General features: G+C 66.7%; 28 protein-coding genes and 2 tRNA genes. 25 read left to right on the forward strand and 5 right to left on the reverse strand.

The annotated features are described in order from the left end of the window. Window positions 1-85: 85 nt before the first annotated feature. From Q9Q95_RS03140 to Q9Q95_RS03160, 5 genes are all read left to right on the forward strand, one after another. Window positions 86-796, forward strand: coding sequence for a hypothetical protein (locus Q9Q95_RS03140; protein WP_306093754.1), 711 nt, complete (start codon window positions 86-88; stop codon window positions 794-796). Window positions 797-812: 16 nt separating this feature from the next. Continuing rightward, a tRNA-His gene (locus tag Q9Q95_RS03145) sits at window positions 813-889 on the forward strand. A 57-nt stretch (window positions 890-946) separates the two neighbouring features. After that, entirely contained in the window at window positions 947-1,999 is a 1,053-nt protein-coding gene (locus Q9Q95_RS03150) for a Glu/Leu/Phe/Val dehydrogenase dimerization domain-containing protein (protein WP_306093755.1), read from the forward strand. A 420-nt stretch (window positions 2,000-2,419) separates the two neighbouring features. Next, complete coding sequence (locus Q9Q95_RS03155) at window positions 2,420-2,884, forward strand: carboxymuconolactone decarboxylase family protein (protein ID WP_306093757.1); 465 nt, start codon at window positions 2,420-2,422, stop codon at window positions 2,882-2,884. Further along, the gene (locus tag Q9Q95_RS03160) at window positions 2,881-3,738 is read left to right on the forward strand and encodes a sigma-70 family RNA polymerase sigma factor (protein WP_306093759.1); all 858 of its coding nucleotides are present in this window, start codon (window positions 2,881-2,883) and stop codon (window positions 3,736-3,738) included. Before Q9Q95_RS03155 ends, Q9Q95_RS03160 begins: the two co-directional genes overlap by 4 nt. Here the strand turns inward: Q9Q95_RS03160 and Q9Q95_RS03165 are convergent. Next, window positions 3,687-4,550: a Crp/Fnr family transcriptional regulator gene (locus Q9Q95_RS03165; protein WP_306093760.1), complete on the reverse strand. Its 864-nt coding sequence runs from the start codon at window positions 4,548-4,550 to the stop codon at window positions 3,687-3,689. The genes Q9Q95_RS03160 and Q9Q95_RS03165 overlap by 52 nt on opposite strands. Between Q9Q95_RS03165 and Q9Q95_RS03170 the strand changes: the two genes are divergently transcribed. Next, entirely contained in the window at window positions 4,536-4,964 is a 429-nt protein-coding gene (locus tag Q9Q95_RS03170) for a hypothetical protein (protein ID WP_306093761.1), read from the forward strand. The two genes, Q9Q95_RS03165 and Q9Q95_RS03170, sit on opposite strands and share 15 nt — an antisense overlap. Window positions 4,965-5,060: 96 nt before the next feature. After that, complete coding sequence (locus tag Q9Q95_RS03175) at window positions 5,061-5,225, forward strand: hypothetical protein (protein WP_306093763.1); 165 nt, start codon at window positions 5,061-5,063, stop codon at window positions 5,223-5,225. 10 nt (window positions 5,226-5,235) lie between these two features. Here Q9Q95_RS03175 and Q9Q95_RS03180 read toward each other — a convergent pair whose 3' ends face one another. Then, the gene (locus Q9Q95_RS03180) at window positions 5,236-5,412 is read right to left on the reverse strand and encodes a hypothetical protein (protein ID WP_306093765.1); all 177 of its coding nucleotides are present in this window, start codon (window positions 5,410-5,412) and stop codon (window positions 5,236-5,238) included. Between the two features lie 164 nt (window positions 5,413-5,576). On the opposite strand from Q9Q95_RS03180, the gene Q9Q95_RS03185 reads away from it, so the two are divergent. The 5 genes from Q9Q95_RS03185 to Q9Q95_RS03205 are packed head-to-tail and all read left to right on the forward strand — an operon-like array spanning window position 5,577 to window position 7,340. After that, complete coding sequence (locus Q9Q95_RS03185; RefSeq protein ID WP_306093767.1) at window positions 5,577-5,903, forward strand: helix-turn-helix transcriptional regulator; 327 nt, start codon at window positions 5,577-5,579, stop codon at window positions 5,901-5,903. Next, window positions 5,900-6,325 (forward strand): SRPBCC domain-containing protein, encoded by a 426-nt coding sequence (locus Q9Q95_RS03190; RefSeq protein WP_306093769.1) that lies wholly within the window; start codon window positions 5,900-5,902, stop codon window positions 6,323-6,325. Before Q9Q95_RS03185 ends, Q9Q95_RS03190 begins: the two co-directional genes overlap by 4 nt. Window positions 6,326-6,341: 16 nt before the next feature. After that, entirely contained in the window at window positions 6,342-6,548 is a 207-nt protein-coding gene (locus Q9Q95_RS03195) for a hypothetical protein (protein ID WP_306093770.1), read from the forward strand. Then, complete coding sequence (locus tag Q9Q95_RS03200; protein WP_306093772.1) at window positions 6,545-6,955, forward strand: DUF1801 domain-containing protein; 411 nt, start codon at window positions 6,545-6,547, stop codon at window positions 6,953-6,955. Before Q9Q95_RS03195 ends, Q9Q95_RS03200 begins: the two co-directional genes overlap by 4 nt. Window positions 6,956-6,971: 16 nt before the next feature. After that, entirely contained in the window at window positions 6,972-7,340 is a 369-nt protein-coding gene (locus Q9Q95_RS03205) for a DUF1801 domain-containing protein (protein WP_306093773.1), read from the forward strand. Window positions 7,341-7,387: 47 nt separating this feature from the next. Here the strand turns inward: Q9Q95_RS03205 and Q9Q95_RS03210 are convergent, their stop codons facing one another. Continuing rightward, window positions 7,388-8,218: an alpha/beta fold hydrolase gene (locus tag Q9Q95_RS03210; protein WP_306093776.1), complete on the reverse strand. Its 831-nt coding sequence runs from the start codon at window positions 8,216-8,218 to the stop codon at window positions 7,388-7,390. Window positions 8,219-8,441: 223 nt separating this feature from the next. Here Q9Q95_RS03210 and ccmC point away from each other — a divergent pair, with 223 nt between their 5' ends. From ccmC to Q9Q95_RS03245, 7 genes are read left to right on the forward strand one after another with little or no spacing between them, the layout of a single operon-like run. After that, window positions 8,442-9,161 carry a heme ABC transporter permease CcmC gene (ccmC, locus tag Q9Q95_RS03215; RefSeq protein ID WP_306093778.1) on the forward strand — a complete coding sequence of 240 codons (720 nt, stop codon included), beginning with the start codon at window positions 8,442-8,444 and terminating at the stop codon, window positions 9,159-9,161. Further along, window positions 9,158-9,289, forward strand: a complete 132-nt coding sequence (gene ccmD / locus Q9Q95_RS03220; RefSeq protein ID WP_306093780.1) for a heme exporter protein CcmD — start codon at window positions 9,158-9,160, stop codon at window positions 9,287-9,289. Before ccmC ends, ccmD begins: the two co-directional genes overlap by 4 nt. Beyond that, complete coding sequence (gene ccmE / locus Q9Q95_RS03225) at window positions 9,286-9,720, forward strand: cytochrome c maturation protein CcmE (protein WP_306093782.1); 435 nt, start codon at window positions 9,286-9,288, stop codon at window positions 9,718-9,720. The genes ccmD and ccmE overlap by 4 nt, the downstream gene beginning before the upstream one ends. A gap of 10 nt (window positions 9,721-9,730) precedes the next feature. Further along, window positions 9,731-11,752, forward strand: coding sequence for a heme lyase CcmF/NrfE family subunit (locus tag Q9Q95_RS03230; RefSeq protein ID WP_306093783.1), 2,022 nt, complete (start codon window positions 9,731-9,733; stop codon window positions 11,750-11,752). Continuing rightward, a complete protein-coding gene (locus Q9Q95_RS03235) occupies window positions 11,749-12,270 on the forward strand; it encodes a redoxin family protein (RefSeq protein ID WP_306093786.1) in 522 nt (173 codons plus the stop codon). Before Q9Q95_RS03230 ends, Q9Q95_RS03235 begins: the two co-directional genes overlap by 4 nt. 59 nt (window positions 12,271-12,329) lie before the next feature. Next, window positions 12,330-12,797, forward strand: a complete 468-nt coding sequence (locus Q9Q95_RS03240; RefSeq protein ID WP_306093788.1) for a cytochrome c-type biogenesis protein — start codon at window positions 12,330-12,332, stop codon at window positions 12,795-12,797. Further along, entirely contained in the window at window positions 12,797-13,444 is a 648-nt protein-coding gene (locus Q9Q95_RS03245; protein WP_306093791.1) for a cytochrome c biogenesis factor-like protein, read from the forward strand. The genes Q9Q95_RS03240 and Q9Q95_RS03245 overlap by 1 nt, the downstream gene beginning before the upstream one ends. A gap of 150 nt (window positions 13,445-13,594) precedes the next feature. On the opposite strand, the gene ald is transcribed toward Q9Q95_RS03245, so the two are convergent. Continuing rightward, window positions 13,595-14,701: an alanine dehydrogenase gene (ald, locus tag Q9Q95_RS03250; RefSeq protein ID WP_306093793.1), complete on the reverse strand. Its 1,107-nt coding sequence runs from the start codon at window positions 14,699-14,701 to the stop codon at window positions 13,595-13,597. 140 nt (window positions 14,702-14,841) lie between these two features. Here ald and Q9Q95_RS03255 point away from each other — a divergent pair, with 140 nt between their 5' ends. From Q9Q95_RS03255 to Q9Q95_RS03275, 5 genes are all read left to right on the forward strand, one after another. Continuing rightward, a complete protein-coding gene (locus Q9Q95_RS03255) occupies window positions 14,842-15,309 on the forward strand; it encodes an Lrp/AsnC family transcriptional regulator (RefSeq protein ID WP_306093795.1) in 468 nt (155 codons plus the stop codon). Window positions 15,310-15,481: 172 nt separating this feature from the next. Then, a complete protein-coding gene (locus tag Q9Q95_RS03260) occupies window positions 15,482-17,407 on the forward strand; it encodes a potassium transporter Kup (protein WP_306094675.1) in 1,926 nt (641 codons plus the stop codon). Then, window positions 17,404-17,913: a 2'-5' RNA ligase family protein gene (locus Q9Q95_RS03265; protein ID WP_306093796.1), complete on the forward strand. Its 510-nt coding sequence runs from the start codon at window positions 17,404-17,406 to the stop codon at window positions 17,911-17,913. Before Q9Q95_RS03260 ends, Q9Q95_RS03265 begins: the two co-directional genes overlap by 4 nt. A 72-nt stretch (window positions 17,914-17,985) precedes the next feature. After that, window positions 17,986-18,062: transfer RNA gene (locus tag Q9Q95_RS03270), tRNA-Met, on the forward strand. An 89-nt stretch (window positions 18,063-18,151) separates the two neighbouring features. Next, the gene (locus Q9Q95_RS03275) at window positions 18,152-18,643 is read left to right on the forward strand and encodes an Arm DNA-binding domain-containing protein (RefSeq protein WP_306093799.1); all 492 of its coding nucleotides are present in this window, start codon (window positions 18,152-18,154) and stop codon (window positions 18,641-18,643) included. A 130-nt stretch (window positions 18,644-18,773) separates the two neighbouring features. Here Q9Q95_RS03275 and Q9Q95_RS03280 read toward each other — a convergent pair whose 3' ends face one another. Beyond that, on the reverse strand, window positions 18,774-19,955 hold the full coding sequence (locus Q9Q95_RS03280; RefSeq protein WP_306093801.1) for an MFS transporter: 1,182 nt from the start codon (window positions 19,953-19,955) through the stop codon (window positions 18,774-18,776). Window positions 19,956-20,035: 80 nt separating this feature from the next. On the opposite strand from Q9Q95_RS03280, the gene Q9Q95_RS03285 reads away from it, so the two are divergent. Beyond that, window positions 20,036-21,457: a PLP-dependent aminotransferase family protein gene (locus Q9Q95_RS03285; protein WP_306093803.1), complete on the forward strand. Its 1,422-nt coding sequence runs from the start codon at window positions 20,036-20,038 to the stop codon at window positions 21,455-21,457. The last annotated feature ends 188 nt before the right edge of the window (window positions 21,458-21,645 follow it).

Here is a 21,645-nt window from a genome sequence, read left to right on the forward strand (position 1 = left end):
AGCATTTCGCCAGCGCGGCGTGATCAACATGCCGGCGTAACAAAAGCGCAAGCAAGTCGTCACATTGCGCGGGCAGTCGGGCGAGATGGCCGTCGACACCCAGCTCGAAGCCGAGATGCCGCTCGACGCGCTGGGCATGCCGGCGCGGCTGGGGGCGGCGCTCGAACAGGCTGCGGCGCGGCTCACCGGGCTGATCGCGATCGCCGGGCCCGGCGCCGAGGAGACGGCGCTCAGCTTGCATCGACGCTACGGCGTGGCGCTCGGCGGCGTCGTCGACGACCGGATCGCCGCCAATGCCGTGGTCGAGGCGGCCGATCGCGGGCTGGTGATCGCCTGTTTCGACAGCGGCGACGCCGTCGGCACCATCCTCGCTTTGCGGCGTCTGGCGAACGACCGGTTCGCGCTGGCCGCGGCGCTGCGGCTGGTGATCGCGCAACGGATCGCGCCGGGGCTGTGCCGCAATTGCCGCGAGCCGGTTCAGGCGTTCGGATCGCGCGCCGCCTTGCTCGGGCTCGATCCGGGCGCGATCCTGTGGTCGGCGCCGGGATGCGAGCATTGCGGCGGGAGCGGGCAGAGCGGCGCGGTGCGGATCTTCGAAGGGTTCGAGGTCGATTCGGCGATGCGCCGATTGATCTATGAAGGCGCCGACGCACCCTTGCTGGCGCGGCACGCGTTTCTTTCGGCCGCGAATTTCGCTTCGGCGGCGCGGGCGCTGGCCCGCGACGGAGTGATCGCGCCCGAAGCGGCGGTCGGCGCATCGCGCAATGATCTTGCGCTTCGCGAAAGCCCCCGCTAAGCGGCCAACCTCCACGGCGACCGTAGTTCAATTGGTTAGAGCGCCGGCTTGTGATGCCGGAAGTTGCGGGTTCAAGTCCCGTCGGTCGCCCCATTCTCCCACGACCGCTCGCACCGGATGACGGGCGGCATCGCCGCAGGAATCTGACGCGTGATAACGGACTGGGGCTTTCCCGATTTCGACGACCATGAGGGCGTCCACCTGTTCAGCGACCGCGAATCGGGGCTGAGCGCGATCATCGCGATTCATTCGTCCAAGCTCGGCCCGGCAGCGGGGGGCGTGCGCTTCTGGCACTATGCCGATCACCGTGCCGCGATCACCGACGCGCTGCGGTTGTCGCGCGGCATGAGCTACAAGAATGCGATGGCCAATCTGCCGCTCGGCGGCGGCAAGGGCGTGATCCTCGCGAGCGAGCCCGGCGCGACGGTGACGACCGGGCAGCTCGAGGCGTTCGGCCGCGCGGTCGCGTCGCTCGACGGCAAATACGTCACCGCCGAGGACGTCGGCATGTCCGAGGACCGGATGAAGGTCGTCGCGACCCAGACCCGCCACGTCTCGGGGTTGCCGGTGGCCGAAGGCGGGGCGGGCGGTGATCCGGGGCCGATCACGGCGCGCGGCGTCTATCTGGGCGTCAAGGCGGCGGCGAGGCGCGGGCTCGGCGCCGATTCGATGCATGGCGTGCGCGTCGCGATCCAGGGCGTCGGCTCGGTCGGCGGCGGGCTGGCTCGTTTGCTAGCCAAAGACGGCGCCAGGCTGGTGCTCGCCGACGTCAATGCCGAGCGCGCCAAAGCGCTGGCGGCCGAGCTGGGCGCCGAGGCCGTCGCTGCCGATTCTATCCTGATGCTCGACACCGATCTGTTCAGCCCGAACGCGCTCGGCGCGATCCTGACCGAACAGTCGATCCCGGCGATCAAGGCGAAGGTGATCGCCGGCGGCGCGAACAACCAGCTCGCGACCCGGGCGGACGGGGCACGGCTGCACGATCGCGGCATCCTCTACGCGCCCGACTACGTGATCAATGCCGGCGGCATCATCAATGTCGGGCTCGAATATCTCGGGCAGGGCAATATGGCCGAGGTCCAATCGCGCGTCGACAAGATCCCCGAGCGGCTGATCGAGGTGTGGGACGAGAGCGACCGCACCGGCGATCCCGAGAGCGAGGTCGCCGACCGGATCGCGCAGCGGCTGATCGGGCGGGGGTGATTCGGCGCCCGCGATAGGATTTGGCGGGCCAAGATTCACGGTTTGCACGGCGAATCGGCAATGAAGTTGCCGAACGGCGCAAGGATGTTACGTTTGCGTCGGGCGCTGACGTGCGTTCACGGGTTTCAAAGAGCGCCTCGGGCGTAGCCGGTGAAATCCTATTTTTGAAGCATTGCTGCGGCTGCGCCGCGCCTCTCCTCCTCATACTGGACGTCACCCCGGCCTTGTGCCGGGGTCCACCACGCGGCGGTGGAAGTCATAGACGGCGAGAGGGTCTGGCTCGCGGCACGGTGGACCCCGGCACGAGGCCGGGGTGACAGGTGTTTTTGTGGCAGCGGGGGAGTGGAAGAAAAATCGCACCCGCATGTCACATCCGGCTGCGCTGCCTCGTCATGTCTCCGTGAACCAAGGAGACCGACCATGACCCAACGCCTCGACCCTTTCGCCGCCGCGCCCGCCCAGATGCAGACGTGGCTCGACATGTCGCTCAAGATCGCGCCCGCGATCGAGCCTGGCCTGCTCGAACTGGTCAAGATCCGCGCCTCGCAGATCAACGGCTGCGCCAATTGCCTCAACATGCACACCGCCGACGCGCGCAAGGCCGGCGAGACCGAGCAGCGCATCTATCTGCTGAGCGCGTGGCACGAGGCGCCGCTATTCTCGGCGCGCGAGCGCGCGGCGCTGGCATGGACCGACGCGCTGACTCTGATATCCACTGCGCGGGCGCCGCAGGAACTGTACGATGCGTTCGCCGCGGAGTTCACGCCGGAGGAACAGGTGCAGCTGACGTTGATGATCAACGCGATCAACGGGTGGAACCGCATCGCGGTGGGCTTCGACCTGTTCTACAAGGCGCGGCCCGCGCACACGCAGCAAGCCGCGTGAGCGACGACGCCGCGCTTTCGTTCGATCCGCTGCGTCCGCGGCTGAACCGCATCGCCTATCGCATGCTGGGCTCGGTGGCGGACGCCGAGGACGTGGTGCAGGATGCGTTCCTGCGCTGGCTGGGCGCCGACCGCGCCGCGATCCGCGAGCCCGAGGCGTTCCTGCGCCGGGTGGTGACGCGACTGTGCCTCGACCAGCTCAAATCGGCGCGGGCGCGGCGCGAGACCTATGTCGGGCCGTGGCTGCCCGAGCCGGTGGTCGAGGAAGCGGACGAGGTCGACGACGTCACCTTGCCGCTGATGCTGGCGCTCGAGCGGCTGACTCCGCTCGAGCGCGCGGCGTTCCTGCTCCACGACGTGTTCGGATTGCCGTTCGACGAGATCGGCGAGACGATCGGGCGCGACTCCGCCGCGGCGCGTCAGCTCGCGAGCCGGGCGCGGACGCATGTGCGCGCGGCCCGACCGCGGTTCGAAATGCCGAAGGAGCGCGGGCTCGAGATTGCCGAGGCGTTCTTTCACGCCTCGCGGAGCGGCGACATGGCCGCGTTGCGCGGTCTGCTCGCCGACGACGTCTCGGTCTATTCGGACGGCGGCGGCAAGGTTCATGCCGGGTTGCGGCCGATCCTCGGCGTGGAGGATGTGATGAAGCTGCACGGCTCGCTGGCGCGGTTCTTCGCCAGGGACATGTCGCGGGTCGAGCGCTGGGGGATGATCAACGGGCTGCCGGGATTCGTGACGCGCGAGGCCGGCGGCGTGCTGCAGACCACGGCGCTGGCGATCGAGGCCGGCAAGATCGTCGGGATCTACGTCATGCGCAATCCGGACAAGCTCCGCCATCTCGGCGCGGTGCACTGAGGAGCGCACGCGGCCGCGCAGCGATCACGCGTTCGCGACCTGCGGGCCAGCGCGGTCGAAGGCGGACCCCTGGACGCATCGCGCACGCCCATCTGAAGATAATCTTCGTCGAAATCGCCGAGACCGGCGAGACGATCCCAGTCGAGAATGCGCACCTCATGTGCGCGAAGCGTCACGAGTTCCATCCTGCGCAGGGTCTGGACGGTGCGGTTGATATGAACCGGCGTCAGGCCGAGCGCGTCGCCGAGCTGGGTCTGGGTGGCCTGGAGCCGAAACTCCCGGCGATTGCCGAGGCCGGCATTCTCAAGTCGAATGGCCATTTCGCAGAGCAGATGGGCGAGACGCGACCGCGCATCGCGGCGGCCCACGTTGATCAGCCATTCCGACAGTATCGACGCGTCGGCCGAGCAATCCCGCCAGAACGCTTCGGCAATGTTGGGATAGGACCGCGCGACCTCCAGCATCTGCGCGTGCGGAATTCGCAGGATCGCAGTAGGCGACAGGGCTTGCAGCGCCCAGTCGGCTTCCGGCATCACCAGCGAATTCAGATCGCACATGTCGCCGGCGATGTGCAGGGCAGTGATCTGCCGCCGCCCGTCGATCACTTGCCCGAACCGGCCCGCCAGCCCGTCGAGCACCAGACAGGTGTGCACGGTGGTCGTTCCCGGCGAAACGATGTCTTCATTGGCGCGGGCGATCGAGACGCTACCCGAGAGCGTCAACAGCGCGTCGGCTTCACTGTCGCTGAGGCGCGATCGCTGCTGCACGCGATCAACGAACAATTGCATGGAGGACCGATGATCGGCAAGCATGGCGCGGCTCCTACTCGACAGGCGGGAGCGCGAAGAATCTCTCAGCCACCGATGCCCAGGCGTTCAATCGGTGATAAGCTGACTGTAACATGCCTCAGTCCGGCGACCTACCGCAAAGCGCCTGATCTGGATCAAGCGGCGCAACCCCAAGACGGATGGCGCATTTCCAATGCGATGCGGCGCTATTATTTCAATCTGTACAACGATGCGGATGTGATCGACGACGACGGGATGGAGTATCACGACCTGCAGCAAGCAAGGATCGAAGCGATTCGCGGCGCGCGGGCTCTGATCGCCGAGCATATCGTCGCCGGCAGGCCGGTGACGCGGGAGCATCGTATCGAGATTGCCGATGATCGCGGCATCGTTCTCGCGACCGTGTTTTTCGGGGACGTCTTCACGGTGATCGGCTGACATTCGACTCGGCCGGGACGACCGGCCCGGCCCGGATTTGAAGTGAGACACGTCGGCCGGGAAGCGGCGGGCGTTCGCCAATCGCGAAGTGTTTCCATGGCCGAACCGGAACCGGGAAACCGCCGCAAGGGGCGGACGGCAATCATTATCGTCGTACTGGTGCTCGCGATCGTCGCGACGACCTTCGTGACTTTCAACATCTCGCACTATCGCGCGATGGAGAATGAAGTTCAGGCGGAGCGCGCCGCCAACGCCTCCTGACGATCTCGGCTTATTGTGCGCGCGGCGGCAGCGCCGACTCCGCCGCGTCGAGCTGGGCGCAGATCAGCCCGGCCTGGACGCGCTGGAGCTGAGCGCGAACCTGCTCGATCGTGGCGAGCAATTCGGCGAGATCGAGCGACATCGCGGTCGCTGCCGCCGCCGCGCGTGGGGCATGGCCCTCGATCATCTCGCGAAACTCCTCATCATCGGCACCTACAACGCGCCTTACGCCACGCTGGATGCATGCGATCGCGCTGTCCAGCGAGCTGTGTCCGGTTAACTCTCTTCCCCGGCTTGACGAATGCATAACTCACTGGTTATGGATAATCCATAGCCAGTGAGTTATGCTTTGTGACGTCCTTGTCTCCCGATCTACTGTTCAAGACTCTTGCCGATCCGACCCGGCGGGCCCTGTTCGAACGGCTGTGCCGCGAGGGCGAGCAGACCGTCGGGGCGCTGACCGCGCAGGCCGGGGTGTCGCAGCCGGCGGTGTCGAAGCATCTCGGGGTGCTGCGCGAGGCGGGGCTGGTCTCCGACCGGCACGCGGGCCGGCAAACGCATTACCGCGCGCTGCCCGGCGCGCTGGCGCCGCTACTCGACTGGACCAGCCAGATGGCCGGTTTCTGGGAACGGCGGTTCGACGATCTCGAGGATTTGCTCAAAAGGATGGACCAGTGACCGAACCCGAAAAGCGTAGCGTCATCGTCGAGCGTGAGATCGCGCATCCCCCCGAAAGGCTGTGGCGCGCGCTCACCCAGCCGCATCTGGTGGCGGAATGGCTGATGCAGAACGATTTCGCCCCGGTCGTCGGGCATCGGTTCAAGCTGCGCGGCGAATGGGGCGGGGTGCTCGACTGCGAAGTGCTCGAGGTCGAGCCGTTGCGGACCTTGGCCTATACGTGGAACTTCGCGAACGACGATCCGGACTTCGCGCTGGAGAGCGTGGTGACCTTCACGCTAACGCCGACCAGGACGGGGACGCATCTGCGGATGGAGCAGGCCGGATTCGGGCCGAACCAGAAACAGGCTTATGGCGGCGCGCATGCCGGGTGGAAGCAATTCCTCGAAAAGCTCGACCAGGTTCTCGCGCGGAACGACTGATGGAAGGGAGAGGGGCATGAACGGGAATCTCTGGGTGCGGCAGATCCATCGCTGGCTGTCGATCGCCTTCACGCTTGGCGTGATCAGCTACATCGTTGCGATGACGCAGGTCGCGCAGCCGCCGATGTGGCTGGGGCTGTTCGCTTTGGTGCCGCTGATCCTGCTGCTGGTGACCGGGCTGTATCTGTTCGCCTTGCCGTATCTCAGGCGAGCGCGGGCATGACCGGCGGACCGGTCCTGCTTTCGGGCGGCAATCCGCAGATCGCCAAGGGCGATGGCGACGCGCCGGTGCAGGCCTATATCGCGGCGATGCCCGGGTGGAAAAGCGACGTCGGACGCCAGCTCGACGCGCTGATCGAACGCGCGCTCCCCGAGGTGCGCAAGGCAGTGAAGTGGAACTCGCCGCTCTACGGCGTGGATGGCAAGAGCTGGTTCCTCGGCGTGCATTGCTTCAACAAATACATCAAGCTGGCCTTCTTCAACGGGGCGGGGCTGATGCCGCTGCCGCCGGTCGATGCCAAGGATCCCGGCACGCGCTATTTCCACATTCACGAGGGCGACGCGCTCGACGAGTCGCAGCTTGCCGACTGGATCCGCCAGGCGGCGGCGCTGCCGGGCTGGATTCCCTGAACAGGAGGATGCGAACATGAGCGAGAAATCGCCGTCCGAGCTGATCGACGCGCGGATCGAGGAGCTGGGCGACTGGCGGGGCGAGACGCTCGCCCGGCTCCGGGCGCTGATCAAGGAGGCCGATCCCGAGGTCACCGAGGAATGGAAATGGCGCGGGGTGCCGACCTGGTATCACGCCGGCATGCTGTTCACCGGCGAGACCTACAAGAAGGCGGTCAAGATGACCTTTGCCAAGGGCGCGGCCCTCGACGATCCCAAGGGCCTGTTCAATTCGAGCCTCGACGGCAATGTGCGGCGGGCGATCGACTTTCACGAAGGCGCGGCGATCGACGAGGCGGCGCTGAAGGACCTCATCCGCGCGGCGGTGGCGCACAATCTGGGGTAAAGGCATCGAAATCCTCCCCCGGTTCCCCGGGGGAGGATTTGCTTCGCTCAGCTCCGGATGAAGGCGAGCAGGTCGGCGTTGATCGTTTCGGCATGGGTGGTGGCCATGCCGTGGGGAAGGCCGGGATAGGTCTTGAGCGTGCCGTGCTTGAGCAGCTTGATCCCGAGCAATGCCGAATCGGCGATCGGGACGATCTGGTCGTCCTCGCCGTGGAGGAGCAATACCGGCACCTCGATGTTCTTCAGATCTTCCGTGAAGTCGGTCTCGGAAAAGGCTTTGATGCAGTCATAATGCGCCTTGGCGCCGCCGGCCATGCCCTGGCGCCACCAATTGTCGATCACTGCCTGCTTCACTTCGGCGCCTTCGCGGTTGTAGCCGTAGAACGGGCCACTGGCGACATCGCGGAAGAATTGCGCGCGGTTGGTCGCGGTCTGGTTGCGGAAGCTGTCGAACACTTCGATCGGCAGGCCGCCGGGATTGGCCTCGGACTGGACCATGATCGGGGGCACCGCGCCGATCAGCACCGCCTTGGCGACGCGGCCGGCTTCGGCGCGCGCGACATAGTGCGCGACTTCGCCGCCGCCGGTCGAATGGCCGATATGGATCGCGTCCTTGAGATCGAGCGCCGCGGCGAGTGCGATCACGTCGGCGGCATAGGTGTCCATCTCGTTGCCGGTGTCGGTCTGGGTCGAGCGGCCGTGACCGCGGCGGTCATGCGCGATGACGCGATAGCCATGTTCGAGGAAGAACATCATCTGCGCGTCCCAATCGTCCGCCGAGAGCGGCCAGCCGTGATGGAAGACGAGCGGCTGCGCGGTCTTCGCGCCCCAATCCTTGTAGAAGATCTCGGTGCCGTCGCGGGTAGTGATGAAAGGCATGGCCTTGGTCCTTGCTAGAGGTGCAGCCGGGGCAGGGCTGGCGGTGGTCCGCGTGCGCATCCCTCCCCTGGAATGCGGCCGCGCCATATCCTTACGCTCCCGTTTCGACGGCATGATGACAGCGGTGACTTTGCGCAAGCACAAAGCCTGCAACCCATCGTTGCGGGATAACAGGCCGGCGTAGATTCCGCGCGCGAACCCGGCTATTGGCTGGCCCAGCATCGTGATCCACGCACTCGCCAATCCCACGCGCTTCCTCAAGCTCGCGCGCCCGCTGACGCCGATCCTGTTCTGGGCCGGCGTGACGCTGGCGTTGTTCGGCGCATGGGGCGGACTGACCCAGACCCCGGCCGACTATCTCCAGAAGGAGAGCGTGCGAATCCTCTATATCCATGTCCCGGCGGCGTGGCTGGGGATGGCGGGGTGGAGCGGAGTCGCCTTCGCGAGCCTCGGCTATCTGATCTGGCGGCATCCGCTGGCGCACATCGCCGCGCGGGCGATCGCGCCGGCCGGCGCAGTGTTCGCGGCGCTCTGCCTGATCACCGGATCGATCTGGGGGCGGCCGACCTGGGGCACGTGGTGGGAATGGGACGGGCGGCTGACCAGCATGCTGCTGCTGTTCTTCGTCTACATCGCCTATATCGCGCTGGCCCGCGCCGACAGCGACCGCGGCGGCGACGGGCGGGTGCCGGCCTTGTTCGGAGTCGCAGGATCGGTGCTGCTGCCGATCGTGCGCTATTCGGTGGTGTGGTGGAACACGCTGCACCAGGGGCAGAGCATCGGGCTGACCAGCTCGTCGATCGATTCGTCGATGTTGTGGCCGCTCTTCTTCACGATCGGCGGGTTCAGCCTGTTGTTCGCCGGCGTGGTGCTGATGCGGATGCGCGCGATGCTCGCCACGCAGAAGGTCGAGGCGCGGATGCGGCGGATGGCGGCACAATGAACCATTGGGCGTTCGTCGTCGCGGCTTATGCCGTGACTGTGCTCGGCACCGGCGGGCTGGCGGTGTGGGCGTGGCGCGCGATGCGCAGCGCCGAGGCGGCGGCGGAATCGCTGAGGCGCGACAAATGAAACCCAAGCATCAGCGGCTCGTGCTCGGGCTGCTCGCGCTCGGCGCGGTGGCCGGCGCGGCCGGGCTTGCGCTGTCGGCGCTGCAGGATCAGGCGGCGTTCTTCTATGCGCCGGGGGACGTCGCCGGAAAGCCGGTGCCGACCGACAAGGCGGTGCGGCTGGGCGGGATGGTCGCGGCGGGATCGATCGTCCGCAAGCCCGACGGCGTCTCGATCGACTTCGTGGTGACCGACGGCAAGGCCCGGGTGCCGGTGGCGTTCCGCGGCGTCGCCCCCGATCTGTTCAAGGAAGGATCGGGCGTGGTCGCCGAGGGCAAGTTCAACCCCGATGGCAGCTTCACCGCCGACAACCTGCTCGCCAAGCATGACGAGCGCTACATGCCGCCGCAGGTCGCCGGCAAGATGCACAAGACCGAGACGCTCGACAAATGATCGGGTCCAAATGATCGCCGAGGCGGGGCTTGCGGCCTTGTGGCTGGCGGCGGCGTTCGCGCTCGTTCAGCTGATGCTCGCCTTCGGGATCGCGTTCCCCTCCCGCTTGCGGGACGCGCCAGGGGAGGGGGTGGCCGCAGGCGGCACCGTCGATGCAAGCCCTTCCCTGACCTCTCCCGCAAGCGGGAGGGGAGCGCCGCTCGACAGGACAGACATGATGACCGCCCTCCGCCGCACCGCTCTGGTGCAGGGGCTGCTGGCGGTGCTGTCGTTCGGGCTGCTGATCGTCCTGTTCGTGCGCAGCGACATGTCGGTGGTGCTGGTCGCGACCAACAGCCATTCGCTCAAGCCGTTGATCTACAAGGTGGCGGGCGCCTGGGGGAATCATGAGGGCTCGATGCTGCTCTGGGTGACCGTGCTCGCCCTTTCGGGGGCGGGGGTCGCGGCGTTCGAGCGACGGCTGGCGCGCGCGACGCTGGCGGCGACCTTGGGCGCGCAGGCGGCGATCGGACTGGGCTTCTATGCCTTTCTCGCCTTCGCCTCGAACCCGTTCGTGCGGCTCAATCCGCCGGCGCCCGACGGGCAGGGGCTCAATCCCTTGCTGCAGGATCCTGGCCTCGCGTTCCACCCGCCGACGCTCTATCTCGGCTATGTCGGGCTGTCGGTGGCATTCAGCTTCGCGGTTGGCGCGCTGATCATGCGCGACGTCGGACCGGCCTTTGCGCGGGCGATGCGGCCATGGGTGCTCGCCGCGTGGATATTCCTGACGATCGGGATCACCGCCGGCTCCTATTGGGCCTATTACGAGCTTGGCTGGGGCGGCTGGTGGTTCTGGGATCCGGTCGAGAACGCCTCGCTGATGCCGTGGCTGGCGGCGACGGCGTTGCTCCATTCGGTGACGGTGCTGGCGACGCGCGACGGGCTGCGGGCATGGACGCTGATGCTGGCGCTGGTCGCGTTCGCGATGTCGATGATCGGGACGTTCCTCGTGCGATCGGGGATCCTCGTCAGCGTCCACGCCTTCGCCGTCGACCCGACGCGCGGGACCTTCATCCTCGCATTGCTCGGCATCTATATCGGCGGCGCGCTGGCGCTGTTCGGCGCGCGGGTCGGTACGGTCACCCAAGGGTCGACCTTTCAGCTGGTCAGCCGCGAAGGCGCGCTGGTGCTCAACAATCTGCTGCTCTCGGTGGTGCTCGGCGTGGTGTTCATCGGCACGCTCTATCCGCTCGCGGCGCAGGCGGCCGGGGTGCAGCTGTCGATCGGCGCGCCGTTCTTCAACAAGGCACTGGTGCCGGTGGCGCTGGCGCTGGTCGCGGCAACCGCGGCCGGGCCGCTGCTCCGATGGCGGCGCGACAACTGGAACGCGCTGGCGAAGCGCGTGCTGATCCCGACCGCAGCGGCGGGGGTGACGTTCGCGATACTCTTCGCATTGGCAGGCGGCGCGCATGTCGTGCCGGTGCTTGGCATCGCCTTTGCCGTCGGGCTGGGCGTGGCGAGCGTGGCGCCGGTGATACGGCGAAATTTGCGCCGCACGCCGCTCCATGTCTGGGGCATGGTGATCGCGCATCTGGGTGTCGCAGTGAGCATCGCCGGGATGGCGGCGGACAGCGCGTTCAAGACCGAGCGGCTCGCGGCGATCGAGGTCGGGCAGAACGTCACGGTCGGGCCGTTCCGGGTGACTCTGGCCGACGTGCACCCGACGGTGGGGCCGAACTGGTCGGCGCTCGAGGCGCGGCTGCAGGTGCGGCGCGGCGACGGCAAGATGTTCGAGCTGTTTCCGCAGCAACGCTTCTTCAGCACGCCGCCGACCAACACCAACGAAGCCGCGATCAGCACCTTGCTCGACGGGCAGCTCTATACCGTGCTCGGGCAAGGCGACGAGCAGGGGCGCTGGCAGCTGCGGCTGTGGTGGAAGCCCTTCGTGACCCTGATCTGGCTGGGCGGCGGGCTGATCGCGCTCGGCGGGCTGCTCGCATTGATCGGCCGGGTGCGGCGCGAGCGCCGTGCGGACACGGAGGCCTGGGCATGAAGCGGGTGCTGATCTGGGCGCCGCTCGCCTTGTTCGCATTGGTGTTTGGGCTGGTGGCGAGCGGGCTGATCCGGCCGGGCGATCGCACGGTCCATTCGGCGATGATCGGCAAGCTCGCGCCCGTCACACCGCTGGCGCCGCTCGTCCCGAACAAGCCCGGGATCAAGAGCTTCGCTACGGGCAAGCCGAGACTGGTCAACGTGTTCGCCAGCTGGTGCCCACCGTGCATCGCCGAGGCGCCGCAGCTGATGAAGCTCAAACAGGCGGGGGTGGCGATCGACGGCGTCGCGACCGCGGACACGGCCGAGGGCATGCAGACGTTCCTGTCGCGCAACGGCGATCCCTTCGTGCGGATCGGCGACGATCGCAACCGTGCGACCCAATTCGCGTTCGGCTCGGCGGGGGTGCCAGAGACCTTCGTGATCGATGGCGCCGGGCGGATCGCCTATCAGCATATCGGCGATGTCCGCGCCGACGACGTGCCGGTGCTGCTGGCGCAGCTGGAGAAGGCGAAGTGAGGCCGTTCTTGTCCCTTCGTCATCCCGGACTGGTTCCGGGATCCACGGTGCCGCATGCGATGGCTTCTCGCCTCCTGGCTGTCGCCAGGCCGCGTGGTGGACCTTGGCACAGGGCCGGGGTGACGGTGGCATTGGGGGTGACGTTGGTGCTTTTGGCGGCGCCGTCGTTCGCCGACTCGGGCCTCCCCCCCGCCGGCCTGGCTTACACCCAGCTCGCCGATCCGGCGCAGGAGGCGCAGGCCAAGGCGCTGATGGACACGCTGCGCTGCCTCGTCTGCCAGGGCCAGTCGATCGCCGACAGCGACGCCGATATGGCGGGCGACATGCGCGCATTGGTGCGCCAGCGGATCGCCGCGGGGGAAAGTCCGGGCGAGGTCCGGAAATGGCTGGTCCAGCGCTACGGCGACTATGTCACCTACGATCCGCCGCTGAGCTGGGTGACCGCGCCGCTCTGGCTCGCGCCGCTGGTGCTGCTCGGGCTCGGGATCTTCATCGCCCGGCGAAACTTCGCCAGGCGGAAGCCGTGATGGGGGGCTGGCTGATCCTGCTCGCGATCGCGATCGGCGCGGGGCTATTGCTGTGGCTGAGCGGTTTCCCCCGCAAGCTGTGGACGGTAGCGGCGACGGCGCTGATGCTCGGCGCGGCGGGCTATGCGTGGCAGGGCAGCCCGGGTCTGGCGGGGCACCCGGTGACGTCGGTTGCGGAGAAAGGCGAGATCGATCCCGAGATCGTGGCGATCCGCGACGCGATGTTCGGCCGGTTCAACTTCACCTGGGCCTCGTTCATGCGCGCCGACGCGATGACCCGCGCCGGGGCGCCCGATACCGCGGTGCGCGCGATGATCCTGACCACCCGGCAGGCGCCGGGCGATGGCGGGGCCTGGACGTGGCTGGGGATCAAGCTGGCCGAGAATGACGGCAACCAGATCTCGCCGGCGTCGAAATTCGCTTTCGAGCGCGGAATCCAGCTGGCGCCGCAGCACCCCGGGCCGCCCTTTTTCTATGGACTGGCGCTGATCCGCGAGGGCAAGTTCGCCGAGGCGCGGCCGTATTGGGCGAAGGCGGTGGCACTTACGCCGGAGAAAGCGAGCTATCGCGCGGCACTGGCGGCGCGGCTGATGCTGCTCGACCGGTTGCTGGAGGCCAAGGCGGCGGAGGAGAAGCCTGCTCCCTGAAGACTCCCCTCCCTGAAAGGAAGGGGCAGGGGGGTGGCGAGCGCAGCGAGCCTCACGTCCCGACAAAGGAAAAGGCCGGGGCATCGAGCCTCGACCTTTTCCAAACCCACCCCTAACCCCCCTGGAAGGGAGGGGGATTTTAAGGTCGGATCAGCCCGCCCAGGCTTCGAAAGGCAGGTCGAGATCGTCGGCGACGGCCTTGAACGCGATCTTGCCCTTGTAGACGTTGAGGCCGTTGGCGAGGTGCTTGTCGGCGCGCATCGCCGCCTCCGCACCGAGATTGGCGAGCTTGAGCACGAACGGCAGAGTCGCGTTGTTGAGCGCGAAGGCCGAGGTGCGGGCGACCGCGCCGGGCATGTTGGCGACGCAATAATGGATGATGCCGTCGACTTCGTAGACCGGGTTGTCGTGCGTGGTCGCATGGCTGGTCTCGAAGCAGCCGCCCTGATCGATCGCGATGTCGACCAGCACCGAGCCGCGCATCATCGTCTTGAGCATGTCGCGGGTGACCAGCTTGGGCGCCGCCGCGCCGGGGACGAGCACCGCGCCGATCACGACCTGCGAAGTGCGGACCGCCTCGGCGATCGCCGCCTTGCTGGCATAGGCGGTCTTGATCTGGCTGCCGAAATGCATGTCGAGCTCGGCAAGCCGCTCGTTGCTGATGTCGTAGATGGTGACGTCGGCGCGCTGGCCGGTCGCCATCTGCGCGGCGTTGATTCCCGAGACGCCGCCGCCGAGGATCGCGACCTTGCACGGAGCGACGCCGGGGACGCCGCCGAGCAATTCGCCGCGGCCGCCTTGCTCCTTCTCGAGATAGTGCGAGGCGACCTGGACCGACATGCGGCCGGCGACTTCGGACATCGGCTTGAGCAGCGGAAGCGCGCCCGAGTTCGAGGTCACCGTCTCATAGGCGATGCAGGTCGCGCCCGACTTCATCAGCCCCTCGGCCTGCGGCTTGTCGGCGGCGAGGTGAAGATAGGTGAACAGGGTATGGCGAGCCTCGAGCAGCGCGATTTCTTGCTTCTGGGGCTCCTTGACCTTCACGATCATATCGCTGCCGGCGAATACCGCGGCGGCGTCGGGGGCGATCTTCGCGCCGACCCTGGTATAGGCCTCGTCGGCGAAGTCGATTCCCATGCCGGCCTGCGTCTCGACCAGCACCTCATGGCCGGCGGCGACCAGTTCCGCGGCGGACGCGGGAGTCAGGCCGACGCGATATTCGTGATTCTTGATTTCCTTGGGCACACCAATGCGCATGGCATCTCTCCAGTGAGTCGGATCGTGGCGCGATGGTATCGCAAGTTACTGCTGCGAATCTCTGCAAATTTCGCCGCGAGGAGCTGGATTGCGTGCATGGATATGCGCTAATATCGCCTCCCACTGGAGATTCATGCGCAATGGACCGGATCGACACCAAAATCCTCCAGCTTCTCGCCGCAGACGCACGGGCACCGGTCAGCCAGATCGCCGCCGATGCCGGCCTGTCGCAATCGGCATGCTCGCGGCGGATCCAGGCGCTCGAATCCTCGGGCCACATCACTGGCTATGGTGCCAGACTGGGACATAGAAAGCTCGGCTTCCGGATTACGGCATTGGTCGACATCACGCTGGGAACGCAGGTCGAGGAGGATCTGGCGCGGTTCGAGCGTGCGGTGGCGGAGATCGACGGAGTGGTGGAATGCGCGCTGGTTTCAGGCGGGCAGGACTATCGGCTCAAGATCCTCGCGCAGGATCTCGATGATTATGAACGACTTCACCGCGAGCACCTCGGACGGCTGCCCGGCGTGGTGACGATCAATTCGAGCTTCGTGCTGCGCGCGGTGCCGACTCGCAGCGAGGCCGACGCATTGTTCGCCGGCGGCTGAGCGGAACCGCACGCCCCCCTTGCGCGTCTCCGAGGGCGTAACCATCTGTGCGGGTCGGGCCGTTGCCAGCCTATGCTGCACGTGCTAACGGCCCGCGCACTTTTCCAGACGAGAACACAGGTCGCATGACCAGGTCCGTTCCTTCCACCACGCGACAGTCGCGACAGTGAACATCAACGCAAGCGGGCAAGCGGAAACGCTCCCGGCTCCGGACGAACCGCACGGGGCGCACGGCCATGCCGCCGACGCGACGTGGAAGCTCGCGCTCGGCGCGATCGGCATCGTCTTCGGCGATATCGGCACCAGCCCGCTCTACGCCTTTCGCGAGACCTTCGCCGGGCACCACAAGCTGGCGCTCGACGACGTCCACATCATGGGCGTGATCAGTCTGATGTTCTGGTCGATGATGGTGGTGGTGACGCTCAAATACGTCACCGTGATCATGCGCGCCGACAATAAGGGCGAGGGGGGCAGCCTCGCCTTGCTCGCCTTGATCTCGCGCAGCGCCAACCAGAAGCGCTGGACGCAGGGGATCGTGCTGCTCGGGGTGTTCGCCACCGCGCTATTCTATGGCGATTCGATGATCACGCCGGCGGTTTCGGTGCTCTCCGCGGTGGAGGGCATCGCGATCGCCGCGCCGGGCTTCGCCAATCTCGTGGTCCCGATCGCGGTGGTGATCCTCGTCATGCTGTTCTCGATCCAGCGGACCGGGACGGCGCGGGTGGGGGCGTTCTTCGGTCCGATCATGATGCTCTATTTCCTCGTGATCGCGACGCTGGGCGTGCTCAGCTTCGTGCACACCCCGGAGATTCTCTGGGCGCTGCTGCCGACGCATGCCGTGGAATTCTTCCTGCTCGATCCGCTTGCCGCCTTTCTCGCACTGGGTTCGGTGGTGCTGGCGGTGACCGGCGCCGAGGCGCTCTATGCCGATATGGGGCATTTCGGACGCAAGCCGATCCGCGTCTCGTGGCTGTGGTTCGTGCTGCCGGCGCTGATCCTCAATTATATGGGACAGGGCGCGCTGCTGATGCGCGAGGGCAGTTCTGCACTGACCAGCCCGTTCTACATGCTCGCCCCCGACGGACTGCAGCTGCCGCTGGTGATCCTCGCGACGATGGCGGCGATCATCGCGTCGCAGGCAGTGATCTCGGGCGCCTTCTCGGTGACCCAGCAGGCGATCCAGCTCGGCTTCGTGCCGCGGCTGCGGATCGAGCATACCAGCGCATCGACCGCGGGGCAGATCTACATCCCGACGATCAACTGGGCGCTGATGATCATGGTCATCCTGCTGGTCCTCTCCTTCCAGACCTCGTCGAACCTTACCGCGGCCTATGGCATCGCGGTCACCGGCGCGATGCTGATCGACAATTGCCTGCTCGCGGTGGTGCTGTTCGGGCTGTGGAACTGGAAGAAGCGCTATGCGCTGCCGCTGCTCGCGCTCTTCTTCACCGTCGATCTCGCTTATTTCGCGGCGAACCTGACCAAGGTGCCCGATGGCGGCTGGTTCCCGCTCCTGGTGGGCTTCGTGGTGTTCACCCTGCTCACCACCTGGGCCAAGGGGCGCAAGCTGATGATCGAGCGGCTGCGCGAGAGCGCGATGCCGATCAAGATCTTCATCGAATCGGCGGCGATCGCTGCGGCGCGGGTGCCGGGGACTGCAGTGTTCATGACCTCGACTCCCGACGGGGTGCCGCACGCGCTGCTCCACAACCTCAAGCACAACAAGGTGCTTCACGAGCGGGTGATCCTGCTGACGGTGAAGATCGCCGACGTGCCCTATGTTCCCGACGAGAAGCGCATGAAGATCGACGATCTCGGCAAGGGCTTCCACCGCATGATCCTGTTCTACGGCTTCATGCAGGAGGCCGACGTGCCCGCGGCGTTGAAGCAGGTCAGCGCGTGCGGGGCCGAGTTCAAGATGATGGACACCAGCTTCTTCCTCGCGCGCCAGACTCTGCTGCCCTCGTCCAAGCCGGGGATGATGGTGTGGCGTGAAAAATTGTTCGCGTGGATGCTGCGCAACGCCGAAAGCGCGATGGAATTCTTCCGCCTGCCGACCAACCGCGTCGTCGAGCTGGGAAGCCAGGTCGAGATTTGAGCGCACCCGCGCCGCTGATCGTGACGGCCTTGTTCGGGCGGCAGGACCAGGCGTGGTTCGACGTACTGCGGCGCGCGCATTATCCGCCCGGGCGTAATTTGCTCGACGCGCATCTGACCCTGTTCCACCATTTGCCGCCGAGCGCCGGCGAGGAGCTGAAGCAGCGGCTTTCGGGCGAGACCCGCGGCATCCGGGCGCCGCGTGCCAGGGTGACCGGGCTGATGTCGCTGGGCGGGGGAGTGGCCTATCGGATCGAGGCGCCCGAGCTCGACGCGATTCGCGAGCGGCTTTCCGATGCCTTTGCCGGCATGCTGATGCCGCAGGATGCCGGGCGCTGGCGGCCGCACGTCACCGTCCAGAACAAGGTGACGCCCTCGCTCGCCAAGGTGGTGCTGGGCGCCTTGTCGCGCGATTTCCGGTCGCGCGAGGTCGAGATCGCCGGACTGGCGAGCTGGTGGTATCGCGGCGGCCCGTGGGAAGCGCATTCGCGGCACATGTTCGCCTGAAGATGTTGGGTTGACCGGACGAAAAGCCGGACCTATGTCGCGCCCTCGCCTCAAGGGGGCGGCCCTTGGTAGGGCGGAGTAGCTCAGTTGGTTAGAGCACGGGAATCATAATCCTGGGGTCGGGGGTTCAAGTCCCTCCTCCGCTACCAAGGCCCGGACGAGGGACAGAGTCCAACTCTGTCCCGCAGCATCCCAGGGTGCCTTTTTCTTAAACGCAATCAAATATTTATCGCGTCCGATGGCGATCGGCGTCGTCCGTGTGAGTCCCGCCCGATCCCGTCACGTCGATTTGAACTGGGGGGTATTTTTTGGGGTAGTTTCCGCTTGTTCAGAAATCAGGCGATACCCCCACGTGCCGTTGAAGGAACTCGAGGTCAAATATACCCGGCGCCGGCAGCGACCCTTCAAACTGTCGGACGGCGGGGGCCTGCACCTTCTTGTCCAGCCCAACGGGGCGAAGCTGTGGCGGTTGAAACACCGTTTCGGCGCCAGGGAGAAGCTGCTCAGCTTCGGCAAATATCCCGGTGTGAGCCTTGCCACCGCGCGCCAGAAACGCGAGGCTGCCATTGGCCGGCCGTTGTCGGCGGTGTGGCCGTGCCCCTGCAATTCGACGGCGATCACTTCGCAGTGCGCCGCGAGCGCTGGCATCAGCCTGCCGAATATCTCCGCGATGGTACCAAGCCCGCCGCGCAACAATATCAGCGGCTCGCCGCTTCCATGGCGTTCATAATAGAGCTGGATTCCGTTTACGGTCGCATGGCGTCCCTGGGCCGTGGTCATCGCGTTCGTCTCCGCAGCCAGAAAGGTGCTCAGTGCCGGGGTGAGGGAAAGGGCGCTCGCGCCTTGCAAGAAGTGCCGCCTCAACATGACGGCCTCGCAGATTCGATGCCGCGGAATGTCACAAAGGCGACTGTCGCGAGGGCGACGCCGGTTACGATGAACGCGGTCGCGAACCCCGTCGAAGTGGCTACCGCACCGACGGCGAGGCCCCCAACGCCGAGGCCCGCATCATAGGCACCGTTCCATAGCGCGCTGGCGCCGTCCGTCTGCGCCTGCGATGCCCGACGCAGCAGCAGGGTGAGCGTGGCACCCTGCAATACTCCGAAGCCTATCCCGCTGATCGCCATGCCGCCGAGGACGGCAAAGCTGCCGGGCGCCGCGAGACACATTGCTCCTGCGATCGACGCGGCGACGCCGCCAACGATGGCGCTTTGGGGGCCGTGTCGGTCGATCGATCGGCCGCTGGCCCAGCGCGCCACGGCGCTCGCCAACCCCTGGAGCAGCAGGCCGGCCGCGATCAGGTTCGTGCCGATCTCCGGATGGGCGACTGGAAGGAACGTAACCGTTGCGCCGACGACGACAGCACCGATGCCCAGCGTGACTGCGGGCCAGGCGGCATCGCGAAGCTTCGGGAGGGAAGCCGCCTTGCCATTCGGCGCGCCGGACAACGCGTCGCGAGGGAGCAGCCGCACGCCCGCCAATGCTGCGAGGGCGGCGACCGTCGCAGCTACGGCGACACCCTGCTCCCCAACCGCGGCGAGCGCCCAAGGTCCGATCGGCACGCAGATAATCGCCGGGATTGCCGAAGCGAGCCCGTACAGACCCAGGGCCTCCGCCCGTCGTTCCTCCGGTGCCAATCGGGCGGCGAGGCCACAGGCAGCTACGAGCAGGATGCCGAGGCCGAGGCCCCTCATGGCACAACCGAGCAGCACCAGCGCGAGGGTGTCGGCAAAGGCCGCGCCGCACGGCAGCGCCATCGCGATCAGCGCGAGGGCGAGAGTGGAGCGACGACCGCACCGCCGTATTACTCGAGGCGCGACAATCTCGCCCGCGATGGTTGCCGCCATGAGGATCCCGGTGGCGAGTCCCGCGGCGGAGTGCCCCGCGAGTGCGTCCGCATGCGCAGGAACGGCAGCGAGAAGCAGATAGAAGCTGCTCATCGAGGTGACCATGGTCGATGCCAGTGCCAGCATCGGCGCCGTAACGATTGGTTGGACGATCCCTGCATTCGGTGTTCCCGATATTGGTGCGATCGTAGCCATCGGCATTCTCCTTGATCGTGCTGAACCCGAGCTACTATGTTACTGGGTGACAAAACATGGCCAGTTACGGGGTATAATTGTTGACCAGTTCGCTTTGCGACCTGCCGCTGGCGATCGATCGCAATTCCAGTGAGACCCTCGGAGCGCAGTTGCGGCGGGGGCTTCTCGATGCGATCCGTCGAGGGGTGCTGAGGCCAGGGGTTTCGCTACCCTCGACCCGGGCGCTCGCAGCGCAGTTGCGTATATCGCGGCCCTTGATCGTCGAGGCTTATGGGCAGCTGGCTGCTGAAGGCTATCTCAAGCTGCGACAAGGGGCCCGCCCGGTCGTCGCGCCAGGCGTCACATCGGTGGAGCGGCGCGTGGAAGAAGCGGGACAAGTGGAAGCTGTCCGCTTCGACCTTCGGCCTGCCATGCCGGATGTCGGTATGTTCCCGCGAAGGGACTGGCTCCGGGCCATCCGCGCGGTACTTGGCACGCTGCCCGCCGCTGAACTTGGCTATGGCGACCTACGGGGCAGTCCCGTCCTTCGTGCGGCCTTGGCCGACTATCTGGGCCGGGTGCGCGGCGTTGTCGCTGATCCGGCTTCCATCTTCGTCACCAGCGGTTTCGCAGAGGGGCGAGCGCTCGTCTGCGCGGCCTTCCATGCGCGCGGTATCCGGCGGGTCGCGGTCGAGGATCCTGGCTACAGCGACTGGGTCGCCGTCGATAAGGCAGGCCTGCGCCGCGTCCCCGTGCAAGTCGACGAGAATGGTGTCGACGTGGATCGGTTAGTGAGCTTGGGCGCCGACGCAGCGTTTGTCACACCAGCCCACCAATTCCCGGTCGGCGGAGTTCTCAGCGCGGCACGCAGGCAGAAGCTCATCGGCTGGCTACAGGAGGCCGACGCATTGGCCCTCGAGGACGATTATGACGCCGAGTTCCGTTACGACCAGTCGCCCGTTGGCGCGCTTCAGGGGCTGGCTCGTGACAATGTTGTCTACGCGGGTACCGCGAGCAAGACCCTGGCGCCGGCATTAAGACTGGGTTGGCTCGTCGTGCCGCCGGCACTGGTGCCGACAATGACTGCCGAACTGCGGCGGTGGAGCGAGGGGCCGCCCCGTATCGATCAGGACGCCTTGGCGGAATTGCTGCGCTCCGGCGCCTATGATCGGCAGCTCAGGAAAATGCGACGACATTACCGCGAGCGTCGCAACCAGCTGCTCGCCGCACTGTCTCGACTGGTCCCGGACCTATCGATCGAAGGGGCCGCCGCGGGCCTCCACGTCACGCTGCGGTTGCCCGATGCGATCGACGCTGCTGGCGAGGCCGGTATCGTCGATTACCTTCGCACGCGCGGGATCGCGACCGAGGGGACGGGCCGATACAGCGCCTCTCACGGTGGCCCACGTCGTCTCTTCATCGGATACGGCCGCATAGCGGAAAGCGGGATCGAGCCCAGCATCGCCGTGCTGGCCCAAGCCGTTGAAGGAGCCCTGAACGCAGCCGGGCGAGGCGCGGCATGACGCGGACCGAGCGTCTGCTCGCGATCCTGCAGGTACTGCGCGAGCGGCGGCGGCCGGTCACCGCGGCCCAGATCGCCGAAAGGACGCGACAGCGCCGGTTCGCGCAGCGTGGCGGAGGACATTTGCGAACGCGGCGGTCTGTCCCGCACACGGACGGTGCCGAATGCCTCCTGCGCAGCACGTGTCGC

The sequence above is a fragment of the Sphingomonas sp. DG1-23 genome (assembly GCF_030730875.1).
In the GTDB taxonomy this organism is placed as follows: Bacteria; Pseudomonadota; Alphaproteobacteria; order Sphingomonadales; family Sphingomonadaceae; genus Sphingomonas.

What these genes read in the sequence shown, in the direction of transcription:
- Q9Q95_RS03170 (WP_306093761.1), top strand. Translation starts at nt 4,536, where the DNA reads ATGATCGGCAAGCATGGCGCGGCTCCTACTCGACAGGCGGGAGCGCGA.
- Q9Q95_RS03235 (WP_306093786.1), top strand. Translation starts at nt 11,749, where the DNA reads ATGAAGCGGGTGCTGATCTGGGCGCCGCTCGCCTTGTTCGCATTGGTG.
- ald (WP_306093793.1), bottom strand. Translation starts at nt 14,701, where the DNA reads ATGCGCATTGGTGTGCCCAAGGAAATCAAGAATCACGAATATCGCGTC.
- Q9Q95_RS03180 (WP_306093765.1), bottom strand. Translation starts at nt 5,412, where the DNA reads ATGATCGAGGGCCATGCCCCACGCGCGGCGGCGGCAGCGACCGCGATG.
- Q9Q95_RS03280 (WP_306093801.1), bottom strand. Translation starts at nt 19,955, where the DNA reads ATGGCTACGATCGCACCAATATCGGGAACACCGAATGCAGGGATCGTC.
- Q9Q95_RS03155 (WP_306093757.1), top strand. Translation starts at nt 2,420, where the DNA reads ATGACCCAACGCCTCGACCCTTTCGCCGCCGCGCCCGCCCAGATGCAG.
- ccmD (WP_306093780.1), top strand. Translation starts at nt 9,158, where the DNA reads ATGAACCATTGGGCGTTCGTCGTCGCGGCTTATGCCGTGACTGTGCTC.
- Q9Q95_RS03210 (WP_306093776.1), bottom strand. Translation starts at nt 8,218, where the DNA reads ATGCCTTTCATCACTACCCGCGACGGCACCGAGATCTTCTACAAGGAT.
- Q9Q95_RS03205 (WP_306093773.1), top strand. Translation starts at nt 6,972, where the DNA reads ATGAGCGAGAAATCGCCGTCCGAGCTGATCGACGCGCGGATCGAGGAG.
- Q9Q95_RS03200 (WP_306093772.1), top strand. Translation starts at nt 6,545, where the DNA reads ATGACCGGCGGACCGGTCCTGCTTTCGGGCGGCAATCCGCAGATCGCC.
- Q9Q95_RS03275 (WP_306093799.1), top strand. Translation starts at nt 18,152, where the DNA reads ATGGCGATCGGCGTCGTCCGTGTGAGTCCCGCCCGATCCCGTCACGTC.
- Q9Q95_RS03230 (WP_306093783.1), top strand. Translation starts at nt 9,731, where the DNA reads ATGATCGCCGAGGCGGGGCTTGCGGCCTTGTGGCTGGCGGCGGCGTTC.
- Q9Q95_RS03140 (WP_306093754.1), top strand. Translation starts at nt 86, where the DNA reads ATGGCCGTCGACACCCAGCTCGAAGCCGAGATGCCGCTCGACGCGCTG.
- ccmE (WP_306093782.1), top strand. Translation starts at nt 9,286, where the DNA reads ATGAAACCCAAGCATCAGCGGCTCGTGCTCGGGCTGCTCGCGCTCGGC.
- Q9Q95_RS03255 (WP_306093795.1), top strand. Translation starts at nt 14,842, where the DNA reads ATGGACCGGATCGACACCAAAATCCTCCAGCTTCTCGCCGCAGACGCA.
- Q9Q95_RS03240 (WP_306093788.1), top strand. Translation starts at nt 12,330, where the DNA reads ATGGCTTCTCGCCTCCTGGCTGTCGCCAGGCCGCGTGGTGGACCTTGG.
- Q9Q95_RS03245 (WP_306093791.1), top strand. Translation starts at nt 12,797, where the DNA reads ATGGGGGGCTGGCTGATCCTGCTCGCGATCGCGATCGGCGCGGGGCTA.
- Q9Q95_RS03165 (WP_306093760.1), bottom strand. Translation starts at nt 4,550, where the DNA reads ATGCTTGCCGATCATCGGTCCTCCATGCAATTGTTCGTTGATCGCGTG.
- Q9Q95_RS03175 (WP_306093763.1), top strand. Translation starts at nt 5,061, where the DNA reads ATGGCCGAACCGGAACCGGGAAACCGCCGCAAGGGGCGGACGGCAATC.
- Q9Q95_RS03195 (WP_306093770.1), top strand. Translation starts at nt 6,342, where the DNA reads ATGAACGGGAATCTCTGGGTGCGGCAGATCCATCGCTGGCTGTCGATC.